Origin of the sequence: Bacillus sp. DX3.1 (assembly GCF_030292155.1) — a bacterium.
Classification (GTDB): domain Bacteria; phylum Bacillota; class Bacilli; order Bacillales; family Bacillaceae_G; genus Bacillus_A.
Genome location: NZ_CP128153.1, coordinates 1434629 through 1449716 on the forward strand (window position 1 = coordinate 1434629; position 15088 = coordinate 1449716).

General features: G+C 35.7%; 13 protein-coding genes. 10 read left to right on the forward strand and 3 right to left on the reverse strand.

Annotated features, from left to right (window positions below; genetic code table 11):
- Positions 1–11: 11 nt before the first annotated feature.
- A complete protein-coding gene (locus QRE67_RS07160; protein WP_286124210.1) occupies positions 12–1829 on the reverse strand; it encodes a sensor histidine kinase in 1818 nt (605 codons plus the stop codon).
- A 416-nt stretch (positions 1830–2245) separates the two neighbouring features.
- Positions 2246–2953, reverse strand: coding sequence for a purine-nucleoside phosphorylase (gene deoD, locus QRE67_RS07165; RefSeq protein WP_286124211.1), 708 nt, complete (start codon positions 2951–2953; stop codon positions 2246–2248).
- 514 nt (positions 2954–3467) lie between these two features.
- On the opposite strand from deoD, the gene QRE67_RS07170 reads away from it, so the two are divergent.
- Positions 3468–4256 carry a DUF8832 domain-containing protein gene (locus QRE67_RS07170; protein WP_286124212.1) on the forward strand — a complete coding sequence of 263 codons (789 nt, stop codon included), beginning with the start codon at positions 3468–3470 and terminating at the stop codon, positions 4254–4256.
- A 4-nt stretch (positions 4257–4260) separates the two neighbouring features.
- Here QRE67_RS07170 and mprF read toward each other — a convergent pair whose 3' ends face one another.
- The gene (gene mprF / locus QRE67_RS07175) at positions 4261–6840 is read right to left on the reverse strand and encodes a bifunctional lysylphosphatidylglycerol flippase/synthetase MprF (RefSeq protein ID WP_286124213.1); all 2580 of its coding nucleotides are present in this window, start codon (positions 6838–6840) and stop codon (positions 4261–4263) included.
- Positions 6841–7050: 210 nt separating this feature from the next.
- On the opposite strand from mprF, the gene QRE67_RS07180 reads away from it, so the two are divergent.
- From QRE67_RS07180 to QRE67_RS07220, 9 genes are all read left to right on the forward strand, one after another.
- A complete protein-coding gene (locus QRE67_RS07180; RefSeq protein WP_286124214.1) occupies positions 7051–7440 on the forward strand; it encodes a hypothetical protein in 390 nt (129 codons plus the stop codon).
- A gap of 23 nt (positions 7441–7463) precedes the next feature.
- Complete coding sequence (locus tag QRE67_RS07185; RefSeq protein ID WP_286124215.1) at positions 7464–7955, forward strand: DUF3907 family protein; 492 nt, start codon at positions 7464–7466, stop codon at positions 7953–7955.
- A 158-nt stretch (positions 7956–8113) separates the two neighbouring features.
- Positions 8114–9028, forward strand: coding sequence for a superoxide dismutase (locus tag QRE67_RS07190; protein ID WP_286124216.1), 915 nt, complete (start codon positions 8114–8116; stop codon positions 9026–9028).
- A 277-nt stretch (positions 9029–9305) separates the two neighbouring features.
- Positions 9306–10427 (forward strand): D-alanyl-D-alanine carboxypeptidase family protein, encoded by a 1122-nt coding sequence (locus tag QRE67_RS07195; protein WP_286124217.1) that lies wholly within the window; start codon positions 9306–9308, stop codon positions 10425–10427.
- Positions 10420–11016 carry a spore maturation protein SpmA gene (spmA, locus tag QRE67_RS07200; protein ID WP_286124218.1) on the forward strand — a complete coding sequence of 199 codons (597 nt, stop codon included), beginning with the start codon at positions 10420–10422 and terminating at the stop codon, positions 11014–11016. The genes QRE67_RS07195 and spmA overlap by 8 nt, the downstream gene beginning before the upstream one ends.
- Entirely contained in the window at positions 11013–11543 is a 531-nt protein-coding gene (spmB, locus tag QRE67_RS07205) for a spore maturation protein SpmB (RefSeq protein WP_286124219.1), read from the forward strand. The genes spmA and spmB overlap by 4 nt, the downstream gene beginning before the upstream one ends.
- A gap of 289 nt (positions 11544–11832) precedes the next feature.
- Positions 11833–12561, forward strand: a complete 729-nt coding sequence (rluB, locus tag QRE67_RS07210; RefSeq protein WP_286124220.1) for a 23S rRNA pseudouridine(2605) synthase RluB — start codon at positions 11833–11835, stop codon at positions 12559–12561.
- 211 nt (positions 12562–12772) lie between these two features.
- Positions 12773–13294, forward strand: a complete 522-nt coding sequence (gene resA, locus QRE67_RS07215) for a thiol-disulfide oxidoreductase ResA (protein WP_286124221.1) — start codon at positions 12773–12775, stop codon at positions 13292–13294.
- Positions 13295–13444: 150 nt separating this feature from the next.
- Entirely contained in the window at positions 13445–15085 is a 1641-nt protein-coding gene (locus tag QRE67_RS07220) for a cytochrome c biogenesis ResB family protein (protein WP_286124222.1), read from the forward strand.
- Positions 15086–15088: the final 3 nt, after the last annotated feature.

The window sequence follows — 15088 nt, forward strand, 5'->3', positions numbered from 1 at the left end:
ATTGAGACAAATTATTTGACTTCTTTTACTTTTTGTAAATCAAAGTAAAAGACAACACTATCATCGGTATTATATACACCGTATTCGGCATGATGTAGTTCTAATATATTTTTTACAATCGATAGTCCAAGTCCCGTACCACCAGTATGACGGCTACGTGAAGCATCTAGACGGTAGAAGCGATCCCATATTTTTTGTAAACTTTCATTGGGAATGGGATTTCCAGTGTTTTCAATTTCTACTTTAACTTTTTCGTCATTTTCTATTACACGAATACGGATTTCTCTACTATCTGGTGTATAGCGAATCGCATTGCTAAGTAAATTGATAACAACTTGCTCAATACGATTGCGGTTTGCTTCTACATAAATAGAAGGATTTGCATCGATTTCTACGTGTAAATGTTTTTCTTCCATACTAAATAGAAGTTTTGTATAGACTTGCTGAACAAGTTCACCAAGTGAAAAAGTATTCATTTCTAATTTGTATGTGCCAGATTCTAGTTTTGCTAACTCTAACATTTCAACGATGAGTCGGTTCATGTTTTCTGTTTCTTCTAAAATAACATCTGTATAGTAGTTGTTGTCTTTACTGACACCATCTTTAATGCCTTCTGCAAAGCTTCGAATGACACTTAATGGTGTTTTTAATTCATGAGATACGCCAGAAATAAATTCTTTTCGTGTTTTTTCTAATTGGCGTTCCCGCTCGATATCTTGTTGTAATTTTGTATTCGCTACGTTCAATCGATCAATTCGGTCCTTTAAGTTAACAGATAATGTATTAATACTACTAGATAAACCGCCAATCTCATCGTCCGCTGACACAGGTAATTTTTCAGTGAAATCAAAGTTAGCCATTTTTTTTGTAACTCGATTCATTTTAATAAGCGGCTTAACAATAATTTTTGAATAATAAAATGATAGTAAAATAATAATGAAGAAGACAATAATCAGTGCATAGACGTAATAATCTTTTAAAACAAGCATAGCCTCATCAACAGGTTGTAAGGAAGTCATTGCAAAAGCATATTCCTTAAGTTCACCGTTTTCTAAAACCGGTTTTACGAAAATTTGACTTTTAACTTCATTCTCTCCACCTATTGTATATGTTGTCAGTTCGTTTGAATTCGCTTTACCAAGTAATACGGATACTCCCCAATGTTGAATCCCTTGAAATAATGTATCTACATTGTTTGCAAGGCGGATGTCATTTTTGGAAGGAAGGTGAATTTTAGATACAATACCTTCAAAACGCTGAATACCGAGTCTTGTATCTTTTGTATATTTGTTATTCTTTGCATTTGTCCAATCGATATCAAATAATTTAAAGTCAGAAATGATGTTATCATTTTTCCATGAATTATAACGAGTTGTAATTTCAACAGGGATAATGATATCTTTTTTTACAATTCCGTCTATGAGAATAACATCATTATTTTTTAACTGTAAATTCATGAACTTTGTATATTCATCATTCGTTAAAATATTATTGAGCGGAATAGAGTATGTTTTATTCGATTTATTGACAATTTCAATATAGAAATTGTTTTCATCTTTTATAATTCCATTTGGATCTAATAAGACGAGTTCAGCATTTGTTTTTTCATGAAATTGTTGTTTAAGTTTTGTAATTTCCTCAAATGTTCCGCCGCTCTTTTCATAACTTGTTAAAAAGTTCTCAAAAGAAGTTTGGACAGTATGAATTTTTTTATTGATATAAAACTTTTCTAAAAACAACGATTGTCCAAGGAAAAAAAGGAGGAAGGTAACAGTAAATAAAGTTGATGTTAATAGAAATAGTTTAAAGACAATACTTCTTTTTTTCACTTCTTCACCTCATAAAAGAATACTTGCGTAAATAGCTTCTTTATTATAACAAACGATAAAAGAAAGTAGGAACTGAAAATCTGTCTCTTTCAGAAGCAGTTTTTTATAAAAAGTCATATAACATAATACAATAATAAATAATAAATTCACGTTATGTGTTTGTTATACATATATAAATCCATTTTGATTTTTCGACATATAAGCCGCGGCTATGGATAACAAAAGGTGACCTGCACTCGTTTTCTGTCTTTGTTTTCAATTGGTATGGGGCAGGAAAAGGATTTGACCGCTTCTATGCATGGCCGGATGCTCTCTCCCACCTAAAAAGAGAGGTTTTATGTCGGTTTTTTAATTTGTATTTATATATACAAAATGAGAAAAGAACTCGCCAGACGTATGACAAGTTCTTTTGTACATTATTGTTGAATAGCTGCATCTAAAGCGATTTCAATCATTTCGTTAAATGTTGTTTGACGTTCTTCTGCAGATGTTTCTTCTCCAGTAAAGATGTGATCACTTACTGTTAATACAGATAATGCATTTACACCGTATTTTGCTGCTAATGTATAAAGAGCAGTTGTTTCCATTTCAACAGCTAATACACCGTATTCGCCAAGTTTCTTTACCATATCCATGCTTTCACGATAGAATACATCCGCTGTTAAAACATTACCAACGCGAACTTGTAATCCTTTTTCTGTTCCAGCATCATATGCTTTCTTTAAAAGATCGAAGTTTGCAGCTGGTGCAAAATCAAACCCAGGGAATGTTAAGCGGTTCATGTTAGAGTCCGTACAAGCTGTCATCGCAATAATAACGTCACGAACTTTTACATCTTTTTGAATAGCACCGCATGTTCCAACGCGAATTAAATTTTTCACACCGTAGCTTTGAATGAGTTCGTTTACATAAATAGAAATAGAAGGAACACCCATACCAGTACCTTGAACAGAAACACGTTTTCCTTTATAAGTACCAGTGAATCCTAACATACCACGTACATTGTTATAGCAAGTTACATCTTCTAGAAATGTTTCTGCAATATATTTTGCGCGTAATGGATCACCAGGTAGTAAAATAGATTCAGCAATTTCACCTTGTTTTGCTTCAATATGAATGCTCATAAAAATCCTCCTTGTTATGTATATGTATAATCAACATCACTTGCATTATACAATAGGAATCATACCGATTAAAGTGTTTTTTCCTGCACTAATGGGCAGTAATACCCCACTGAGAAAAGCTGCACTTTATCATTTGTATATAAATCCAAATTTAAAAACCGACATAAGGCCCTTCTTTTTAGGCGGGAGAGAGCATCCGGCCATGCATAGAAGTGGTCAAATCCTTTTCCTGCCCCATACCAAGTGAAAACAAAGAGAGAAAACAAGTGCAGGTCACCTTTTGTTATCCATAGCCGCGGCTTATATGTCGAAAAATCAAAATGGTTTTATATAGTATATACGAGAAAGAACGTTTTCAATAGTTGAATCAATCCTTCTTAATCTCAATAATTCTTTTGCATAAGCAGGGGCTAATTCTGTTCGATCTGAAGAAAATAATAGATATTTTATTTTTTTATAGAATGAAATATCAGAATTGTGTTATAATTCACGAAAAAGTGTAGCAGGTGAGTGCATGAAAAATCTTGTCATAGGACTGATTGCTTTATTATTTATTGTACTTGGTGGATTCTACATGCAAAAGTATAAAGGAACAACGGAAACAGCAGGGGCCATACAAGAGGTGAAATGGGATGTAAAAAACAGAGAGGGAAATGAAAAAGTAGACATTGAATTTCAACTGTTTAATAAAAGTAATAATGAAATTCGTGGTGTTAACGATAACATTAGGGCTGTTATTGTGGACGAGCAGTTAAAGGGTGTTCAGCGAATCAATCCTTCATTTTCTGGCAATGGCTCTTATAAACTATCTACAAAAGTGACAAAAGAAAACATACAAACAATTTTTTTGTATGAGGATCATGGTAAAACAGCACAATCCTTTGCACGGAAGCATTTAGGGAAAGAAGAGAAAGAAGAGAAAGAAGAGAAAGATAAGAAAAAACAAAAGCAGTTACCTGTAGATCCGGTATTAACAAAAAAAATTGGTGATTATCAAATGTCGCTCTTATTTGGTGCCTTACATCCAAACGAAGCAGTTACCCTGACATTTCAATTTCAAATAAAAAAGGGAGAAAGTTTAAAACTTCGCTCGAATAGTGGAGAACATGCGGCTCTTTATATTGTTGATGAGAAAAAAGAACATTTTTTATATGCGCTTCCTATAAATGAAGAAGAACAACTTCAATATCGTATTACGTTTCCAGCAGAAGGAAGTTATAAACTATGGGGTGTTTTTTATATAAATGGGCAAAAGTATGAAAAAGAGTTTGTATTACAAGTTCAAAAACGAAAAAGCAGCTAACACACTAGCTGCTTTTTCGTTTTCCTATTAATTTTGTTACGGCAAGCATTGTGATTGGTAAAGAGTGGTTTTTTCGAAATGCTAAATATTTACCGCTCCAGGTTGGTTTATATTTTTCTTTAAAATGGCGCAAGCCACTAAAACTATACGTATAACGAACGTTGTTAAAAATAGCCGCTGCGACGCGCTCGGACCAAAATGATTGCGCGGATAAACCAACATTAGAAAGTGGAGCCATTCCAATGTTAAAGGAATGATATTCATTTTCTTTCGCCCATTGGAATAAGTGGATAAAGATCGCATCCATAATTCCTCCTGGTGCATCTGGATAATAGCGCATTAAATCAATCGACAGTTCACCGCTTTGATAGACGGGCATAAATGTTGTAAATGCGATGATCTTTCCGTCGGCATCAGAGAGTGTTGCAATAGGTGCACGGCTCATATAGTCACGATCAAAATAGCCTAGAGAAAAGCTCTTTTCTTTTTTTCGTCCAAGCCAAGCGTCTGATACTTCCTTCAATTCCTCATATAGCTCGTCAGAAAATGGTGGTTGATGAATTGAAAAGGTATAGCCTTCACGTTCAAAACGGTTAAAGGTAGCACGAAGTCCAGCACGTTTTTTCCCTGATATGGTAAACGTATTTAAATCAACAACTGCTTCTTCACCGAGTTTAAAGAAGTTATAACCAAAGTCATGATATAAGCTCATCCATTTACTTTCAATTTGGTAAAATACACAAATATAACCAAAGCGATCTGCTTCTGTTAAAAATTCTTGTAGTACTTTACGGAACGAAGAAGGATCGCCAATTGGATCACCGAGTACAACGAGTCGTTTTCCTGCAGGTGAAAATAGAAGGAGTGCTTTTTCATCACTGCTGAAAAAGAATTGTTTATCTCCTAAAAATCCTAAATGACTCAATACATTTCCGCCGTGTTCATCTAAAAAGTTTTGCAGTCGTTTGTCATTAACGGATTGTCCGGGAAATACACTACGATAACGATTCGCTATAATTGAACCAATGAGTAAAAAAGTTGGAACGAAGAAGGCAGCGGCAAGTGCACTTCGTTTTACTTGTGTAATGTTACGAACGACGAAATCAGGCTTGAGAGCTTCTTTTGCTCCTGCAAATAAGATTCCAAGATTTTTATACAGGTATAGTGTAATAAGTAAAAATATAAATACTTTTATTCCATCTGAAAATGAAACTTCCATTTTTTCACGTACAAATCGTTTACGAAGCATATATAGTACAGCGAGTACAATCAGTAAAATGAACGTTTCTTCCACATCGATTCCTTTTAGCGTGTTAAAAATGGCTGCTCCAATTAAAGAAATAATCGTCATATAGTAGGAGCGTTTTGTTCCGTAATAAATGCCTCGAGATAGGATAACAAGTAAAATCCCAAATGTTAACGATAAGCTAAAAGAAAGTTGAATAAGATGTTTTGGAGCTAAAATATGTAATGCATGAGCACGGTTAATGCTTGTTGGTAAAATTGTTGATAAGATGACCATTAATCCAGCAAAAGCTGTTAAAACAGCTGAAGCCCATGAACCTAATTTCCCTATAAAGTCACGTTGGAGTGTCCAAATGACACCAGTCGTTTCTAAGGCGGGTGCGATAAATGGTTTATCTTCAATTTTTTTCAAAGCAGCTCCAGTCATTTCAAAAGCTGCAAAAATTAAACCGAGACAAAACGGTAAAATGTAGTAGACAAGACGGTATAACAACATCGCAGGTAATAATACCCCTGTATCGACCCCGTATTGCCCTATCCCAGTTAAAAAGACGAGATCGAATGAACCAAGTCCACCTGGCACGAGGCTGACAATCCCAGCTAACGCCGCAATGACATAGACGCCTAAAAATTTACGGAAATCGATATCAATTCCAAATAAAAGTAAGATGACGTACATTACGATACCAGCAGAGAGCCATTCCACTAATGAAACGAGTGAATAGAGAATGGTTGGGTTTTTTTCTTCTATTTGTTGCTCTTCTACTTGCTGTTGTTTACGATTTTTAATTTTGGAAAAACCGATATATAACGGTACAAAAAGGGCGAAAAAGATGAGGACAGGCCATAGCCAAGGCTTTTCGTGCAAAATAAATCTCGTGTCTAATATTCCTATGAGACCGAGAAATGAGAGAAGAGCTAACCCGTTAATAAAAGCAGTTGTCATCCAAGCAATGCTTTTTATGAGTTTGCCACTTTCTTTCACATGTGGACGATATAGCATTGTACGTATACTTGCTCCTACAAGTCCACCGAAACCGATAAATCCATTTAAAGAATTGGCAATCCAAGAAACACGAAAAATCTTTTGTACCGGTATATCTGCTTTTAAGTAGCGAAGCATGACAAAGTCGTAAAAGAACATTGTCGAAACAGCAAATGCACCGAGCGTAATTGCTAAAAAGACTCCGCCGGTTGGAATGTTTTTAATTGTTTCAATCGCCTCTCGAAACGAAATACCAGACAACTCTTTTCGAGCTTGAAAGAACACAATTGTTAAGACAACAAATGGAAAAATAATTTTTCCGATTTGTAAGAAACGTTTCCATGAAAACGACATAAATACAACTCTCCTTGTGTAAGAAAACTGAGACAATAGTCTTATTATGACAAACTTCATGAAAAATAAAAAGATAAATTGCAGGATATAAAAGCTATTTTTTATATGAAATTGGAAATGTCACATTTCTTCGTACGGATCTTACTGGTTTTTGTTTTGTTTATTCTGAAAAATAAGTTAAAATAAAAGAAAGAAAGAGAGGGGAGAAAAATGGTTATTACAGGTTACGCAGGCTATGAGCTAGAAAAAGCACAACCTAATACATCAGAAGATTTTTTTAACCGATCTGAAGTGACATATATTCTTGAAGGACAAGAAAAAACATTTTCTGTTTTGTATGTCCGTTATTTTGAAGAAATTTTACAAGAAATTACGCCTTTTGAAGGAAATCCAGTTTTTCAAATCGAAGAACAAGACATATATTTACGTGATATTGTTGCTCTCGTGTGTTTCATAAAAAATGAAGAATTTCGTGGGCAAAAGCGTATGTATATTAATATAATAGAAGATTTTCAAAAATATTTTGATACTGAAACAGTAGGGAGAGTACAAGACATAATAGTGGAACTACATAAGAATAAAGAAGTGGAAATTGTTTAAAATGGCAAAGGAGAGAAAAGGATATGTCTAATTCGATGGTTGAAAATCAAACACAGCAGGTTTCTGTATTTTTACAAGAAGTCATTACATTAATGACTGATTATGTAAATTATCATACATTACCTTCCTTATTGGAAGAGTCACCAGAAGGCAATCGGGATTATTATGAAGGGCTGTTATCATCATTGCGACGGTTGCTTGTATTTTGTGAAGAAGGATTAGATGCATGCCTTGTATTACTGAGTAGTCAGCCATTTCGAAAAAAAGCTGCCGAGACAACATTATATAAGATTTATCATCAAGTTATTGCTGAATTTTTTTCACCAAAAAGTGATCAGTGGTATGAAAATAGTCGCTCTGCATATACGGGTAAAAATTCCATTGCTTTTCAACAGGTGCCACCTCGCTCAATTGAGAAAGTGATGCAAGAGCTGGAGGGTAAGTTTCAGATGACGCGTGAAGAACTTGAATATTATGAAACAGACTACCAAACAAAGATGTTGCACAAATATTAACGATAAAGCGAAGAATACACATCTATTGTTGATATATTGCATAGGTGTTAGAGAACAAAAAGAAGCTAGAGGGGTCTAGCTTCTTTTGCTTTTTTCTACGGTATATACGATGTGTACTTTGAATATATTTAAAGTGGATAGCATCGAGGAGGTGTCTTATGAACCAGCAAGGTGTATTGACAGATTACTTCCATGAAGTAGAAAGCTGGTGCGAAAGTGTTCTTCATGTATTGGATAGTCGGGCAACTGAAGTTTATGATGTCCATATGCTTGCATATAAAATTCAAATGCTACTAGAGCGTATGAAGGAAAATGAGTATGAAACAGATACTGAATTTATGTATGAGATAAGTGATGATGTGGAACATATTCAACATCACTTACAAGAAGTATTTATGTTAGAAAACGAACAAGATGACTTATATGAAAGAACATATATCGAGCGCTCTGTTCCAATTGGAGGGCACACGCTTCCACCATTACCTTATCCCTACAATGCATTGGAACCGTATATTTCTCGAGAAATTATGATGTTGCATCATGATAAACATCATCGTAGTTATGTAGAGGGGCTCAATAAAGCAGAGAAAATGATGGAGGAAGCAAGAAAGACAAACGAATTTGATTTATTAAAGCATTGGGAAAGAGAAGCAGCTTTTCATGGATCAGGACATTATTTGCACACGATATTTTGGAATAATATGAAAAAAGATGGGGGAGGGAGTCCACGGGGCGAATTATCTCGAGAAATTGAGAAGGACTTTGGTAGCTTTTTACGTTTTCAAAAGCATTTTACAGAAGCCGCATCAAAAGTGGAAGGTTCCGGTTGGGCCATTCTCGTATGGGTACCTCGCTCAGGACGATTAGAAATTTTACAAAGTACTCTTCATCAACTGTTCACACAGTGGGATACGATTCCGTTGCTTGTCCTGGACGTATGGGAACATGCTTATTATTTACAATATCAAAATCGTAAGGAAGAATACATTAAAAATTGGTGGAATATTGTCAATTGGCCCGATGTAGAAAAAAGGTTTGAAAGTGCGAAGCAACTAGAATGGATACCGTATTAGACGCATAATTAATTGTGCGTCTTTTTTCGATTGTAGAGGAAGTTCAGTTCAAAAAGTCCGGTAAAGATAGCAGTCGCATTTCTTTGTTACGTCGCTACTCCGGTACTCATGTAGTTCCATCTACACTCCGTATCCTCCTGGCTTCCGTTCCTCGAACTGCTCGGCTCTCTTTATCCTCCTTTTTGAACAGGCACTTGTAGGGAAAAGAATCTTTCGTTCATATTTTAAAGGTCCAAGCATACACTTGTACAAAAAGTGTCAAAAGGACGTGGGGGATATGAGACGAACTTGGATTGTGATTACACTTATTATAATATGTGCAAGTGTAATACCGACGAATACATATGCACAAATGAATGATGTGAGTGCTCGTAACGCTATACTAATGGAAGAGCATTCCGGGCGTGTTTTATATGGGAAGTTAGAACATAAATCAGAAAAAATCGCAAGTATTACAAAAATCATGACCGCTCTGTTAGCTGCTGAATCAGGGAAAATGAAAGAAGCAGTGCCTATTAGCAATGAAGCGGTTCGTGTAGAAGGATCAGCAATTTATTTAAAACCTGGACAAAAAGTACCGCTAGAAGATTTAGTATACGGTTTAATGCTTCGTTCTGGTAATGATGCAGCACAAGCTATTGCTGAAAATGTCGGGGGAAGTATAGAGGGATTTGTTTATTTAATGAATGAAAAAGCAAAGGAAATTGGAATGAAAGATACACATTTTTCAAATCCACACGGCTTAGATGGTGATGGAACACACTATTCGTCTGCATATGATATGGCACTATTAACGCGATACGCGATAGGAAATGAAATATTCCGGAAAATTTTTGGTACGAAAACATATCAGTCCAAAGCGTGGGATTATCCTTGGAAAAATAAACATAAACTTGTGACGTCCTATTATGAATATGCAACAGGAGGAAAGACCGGGTTCACAAAAAAGGCTGGACGTACGCTTGTCACAACGGCTTCGAAAGATGGATTAGATCTAATTGTAGTTACACTGAATGCGTCAAGTGATTGGGATGATCATATGTATTTATTCGACCAAGGGTTTAAACAATACAAACTAACGAAGGTTTTACAAAAAGGAGCACTTTCCGGTGTACAGGAAAAGAAATATGCCAATCATATTTATACAAAATATGATTTATCTGTACCGTTAACAAACGAGGAAAAGGATCAGGTTACGTTAAAGATAGAACTAGATAAAGGAGCAAAATTAGTGGAGGGAGAAAAAGTAGGACGGACGCTTGCTTATGTAGATGAAAAAGAAGTAGGAGAGCGTAATTTATTTTATAGCAAGAGAAAGTTGATTGCTACGACAGGCGTATATTGGAATGATGTGCAAGAAATCTTTTCTCATATGCTAGGTGTTGGAACGGATGGTTAACCTCGTATGGGTAGCAATGGCGTTAATTGGTATTGTGTATGCGATGGTCAATGGAACGATGGAGGAAGTAAATAAAGCTGTTTTTGAAGGTTCAAAAGATGCAGTAACAATTTGTATTGGACTTATTAGCGTTTTAGTTTTTTGGCTTGGTTTAATGAAAATTGCGGAGGAAGCTGGTTTGCTAAAGAAATTAGTCGCGTTTTTTATGCCGGTTGTTAAAAGGTTGTTTCCAGAAGTGCCAAAGGATCATCCTTCTATGGGATTTATTTTATCTAATATGATGGCAAACTTTTTCGGGCTTGGAAATGCGGCGACACCACTTGGTATTAAGGCGATGGAGCAGCTGAAAGAATTAAATGGGGGGAAGGATTCAGCGAGCCGTTCTATGGTAACGTTTTTGGCTCTAAATACATCGGCAATTACGCTAATTCCAACAACTGTTATTTCAATTCGTATGACATATGAATCGGCGAATCCGACTGAAATTGTTGGTGTCACGTTCATTGCACAAGTGTTATCGATGATTGGGGCAATTTGGATTGACCGCTATTTTTACCGAAGAAGGAGTAGAAAGGGGCGGAAAAAATGAGCATTGTCAATACGATTTCATTATGGGTTATTCCCTGTGTAATTGGCTTTATTCTATTATATGGCACAATAAAAAAAGTTCCCACGTATGAATCGTTTGTGGAAGGCGGGAAAGAAGGGATTCAAATTGCGATTTCTATTTTGCCATTCATGGTTGGAATGCTCGTTTCCATTTCCATTTTTCGAGCATCTGGAGCATTAGATGCTATGATTACTTTTATGAAGCCGATGTTAGATATGATTCATGTACCAGCAGAAATCGTGCCACTTGCACTTATCCGTCCCATTTCAGGATCGGCAGGCTTAAGTATTACAACAGATTTAATTGCGACGTATGGACCAGATTCATTTATTGGAAGATTGGCTTCTACGATGCAAGGAAGTACAGATACGACCTTTTATATTTTAACAGTGTATTTCGGAGCTGTTGGTATCCGGAAAATGGGAGATGCCTTAAAGGTAGGGTTGTTTGCTGATTTAATTGGAATTATTTGCTCTATTGTATTTGTTTCTTTACTGTTTCGGTGATCGCTATTCATTTTTTGAGCGAATTCGCTTATAATACGTATACAACCACTATTAAGGGGATGCTTAATAGTGGTTTTTTTGTGGAGTGTTTTTGACAAAATGATGAACTTTTATTGTGAACAAGCATGTGAAAGTAAATAATAATAAAGGAATGAAACTGCATTCTTCCTTTGTAAGTTTATAACCATCGCTATGTTGTTAATGATATATGTGGCAAACTGCCGTATGCTCCCGGTAGTTGCCAACTCCTTCTAATGAAGGTAAGATGAATTTGAGGTGAAAAAAGGAAATGGAACGACTACAAAAAGTAATTGCACAGGCAGGAATTGCATCAAGAAGGAAAGCAGAAGAGCTTATCCAGCAAGGGAAAGTAAAAGTCAACGGTAAAGTGGTAACAGAACTCGGAACGAAAGTAACTCCTCAAGATAAAGTTGAAGTGAACAACATTCCTCTTGAAAAAGAAGAACCTATTTACTTTTTACTATATAAACCAACTGGCGTAATTTCGAGTGTATCAGATGATAAAGGGAGAAATGTAGTGACAGATTTTTTCCCAGACATTTCACAACGTCTTTTCCCAGTTGGACGATTAGACTATGATACGTCTGGCGTTTTACTTATGACGAATGATGGAGATTTTGCAAACATATTAATGCATCCAAAATATAAGGTTGAGAAAACATATGTTGCAAAAGTAAAAGGTCCATTAACAGGTGAAAAAATTCGCATGTTAGAAAAAGGTGTTGTATTAGAAGATGGAAAAACAGCGCCAGCTCATGTGAAAATTACTACTTGGGATCGTCGTAAAGAGGTTGCAATTGTTCAATTGACAATCCATGAAGGACGTAATCGCCAAGTTCGCCGTATGTTTGAAGCAATTGGCTGTAAAGTGATGAAGCTAAAACGTGAACGCTATGCCTTTTTAGAAGTAGGCAACTTACGTCCTGGTGATGCAAGAGAGTTATCTCCTCATGAGGTAAAACAACTTCGAGCACTTGCTTCTACAAAACCGAGATAACGTAAAATTTCCATTATGTGGGGGTTATTCCCCACTGATGGTTAGTTCAAGCAAATGTTTTTCGGATGTTATGGTATATACATATATTAGTCCTTCCTTTAGGAAGCAAGTAAAGGCAAGATTGAAGGAAGTGACAAGCTAGCATGTACAGAAATTGTTTACATATAAATTGCATAGATTATTTTTATTCATCAAAGAGAGGGGAGAGAGTATGAAGAAGAATCGCTTGTTATTTCGCGTTCTCATTTTGCTTATTTTAAGTGGAGCAGTAGGATTCACACTCTATCAAGGGCTATTTGTCGATAAAGAAAAGATGCAAATTGGAAAACAGGCTCCTAACTTTGTTGTTTCAGATTTAGAAGATAAGAAGATTGAGCTAAAAGATCTGAAAGGAAAAGGCGTATTCTTGAATTTTTGGGGAACGTGGTGCAAACCGTGTGAAAAAGAAATGCCTTATATGAATGAGTTATACCCAAAATATAAAGAAAAAGGCGTTGAAATCATAGCGATAGATGCAGATGAAACAAAAATAGCTGTGAAAAATTTTGTGAATCAATATGGATTAAAGTTCCCGGTTGCGATTGATAAAGGACAAGAAATAATAGGTACATATGGCGTTGGCCCATTGCCTACAACGTTTTTAATAGATAAAGATGGAAAAGTCATCGAGCAAATTACAGGTACACAAACAAAAGAGCAAATGGAAGAGTATTTGAAGAAGATTACTCCTTAATGAAGAAAGCCTTTACAATTTTGACAATAATATGTGATTGGTAGATGAAGGTGCTTCGCTTCGTCTTAGCACCTCTTATAAAAATTCTGAGTATTGTGGTAACTTGTGTGTAGAAGATACAATAATGGAAAGAAACAAGAGGCGGTGAGAATGTTGGAACGTACAAAGTGTGAATGTGGGCATGTAAATCCAATTGGCACAATTTTTTGTGAAGCCTGTGGGAAACCTTTTGAAAAAAATGAAGATACAAAATTATTGGATATGCGATATGAAGGGAGTGCTCGGCGTTCTCTTACACATACAAAAACAATAGTCGATAAAATTTGGAGCTTTTTTTCTTCTGTAAAAGTGGGGGTATGGCTGATTATCATTACCCTTTTGGCATCGGCAGTTGGAACAATTTTTCCGCAAGAAATGTACATACCTCCGAGTATTACACCAAGTGAATATTATAAACAAGAATACGGTTTTCTTGGACAATTATATTACCAATTAGGATTCAATAAATTATATAGTTCTTGGTGGTATATGATCTTAATCGCATCGATTGGTGTGTCACTTGTGATATGCAGCTTAGATCGTGTGATACCCCTTTATAAGGCTCTGAAAAAGCAGGGGGTGAAAAGACACCCAAGCTTTTTAAAGAGACAAAGGCTGTATGGAACAGCAACTCCAAAAGAAGGTGACTTAGACCTTATACAGGCCAATTTAAAAAAGAAAAACTATAATGTGCGAGTGGAAGGGGAACATATTTTAGCAGAAAAAGGTCGATTCTCTCGCTGGGGTCCATATGTGAATCATATTGGTCTCATTCTTGTTCTATTTGGAGCAATGCTACGTTTTCTTCCGAGCATGTATGTGGACGAAGCACTTTGGCTACGCGACGGTGAAACGAAAGAAATTCCAGGAACAGATGGACAATACTATTTAAAAAATGAGAAATTTATAAAAGAAGTTTATGATAAAAAAAATAAAAAAGATGAAGTGTTTAATGATGCGATTGATCGTGTTGGCGACAAAATGATTGCAAAAAACTATCAAACAAATGCCGTATTATATAAAGCAGTGGGAGAGAACATAGCGGGACAAAAGCCAAAATTAGAGAAGGTAAAGGAAGCTGAGATTCGAGTAAATGAACCACTGAAGTTTGATAATTTTGCTGTGTACCAAGTTGATTTTAAAGAGGGCGAATTTAAGAACATGTCATTTACTTTGCAGAAGAAAGAAAACAGTCAAAAGTGGGGTCCAATTACAGTTGATTTAGCCAATCCAAAAGAAACATATGATTTAGGAAATGGCTATTCTCTTCATCTATTAAGCTATTTCCCAGATTTTTATTTTGATGAGAGTGGAAATCCAAACACAAAAACTAAACTTCCAAATAACCCAGCTTTTGTTTTTAAAATGTTTACACCAGAAACGCCAGAAGGAGAAGTCAGCTTTGTTGGGATACAGCAAAATATTGAACCGGAAGGCAACAATAAATATAAAATGACATTTGCAGGGGTAGAAATGCGCAATGCTACGGCTCTTACCGTACGAAAAGATTTGACGCTTTGGATTCTTGCAGTTGGAGGATTTATTTTCATGGTTGGTGTAATTCAAGGAATGTACTGGAATCATCGTCGCATCTGGATACAACGTGTTAAAGATGAATGGTGGATTGCTGGTCATACAAATAAAAACTGGTTTGGTTTACGGAAGGACATTGAAAAAGTACTGGAAGGAACAAAGATTCCACAACCATACGACAAAGTAAATGATAGAGAAAATGATAAAAAAATTAGTTAAGGT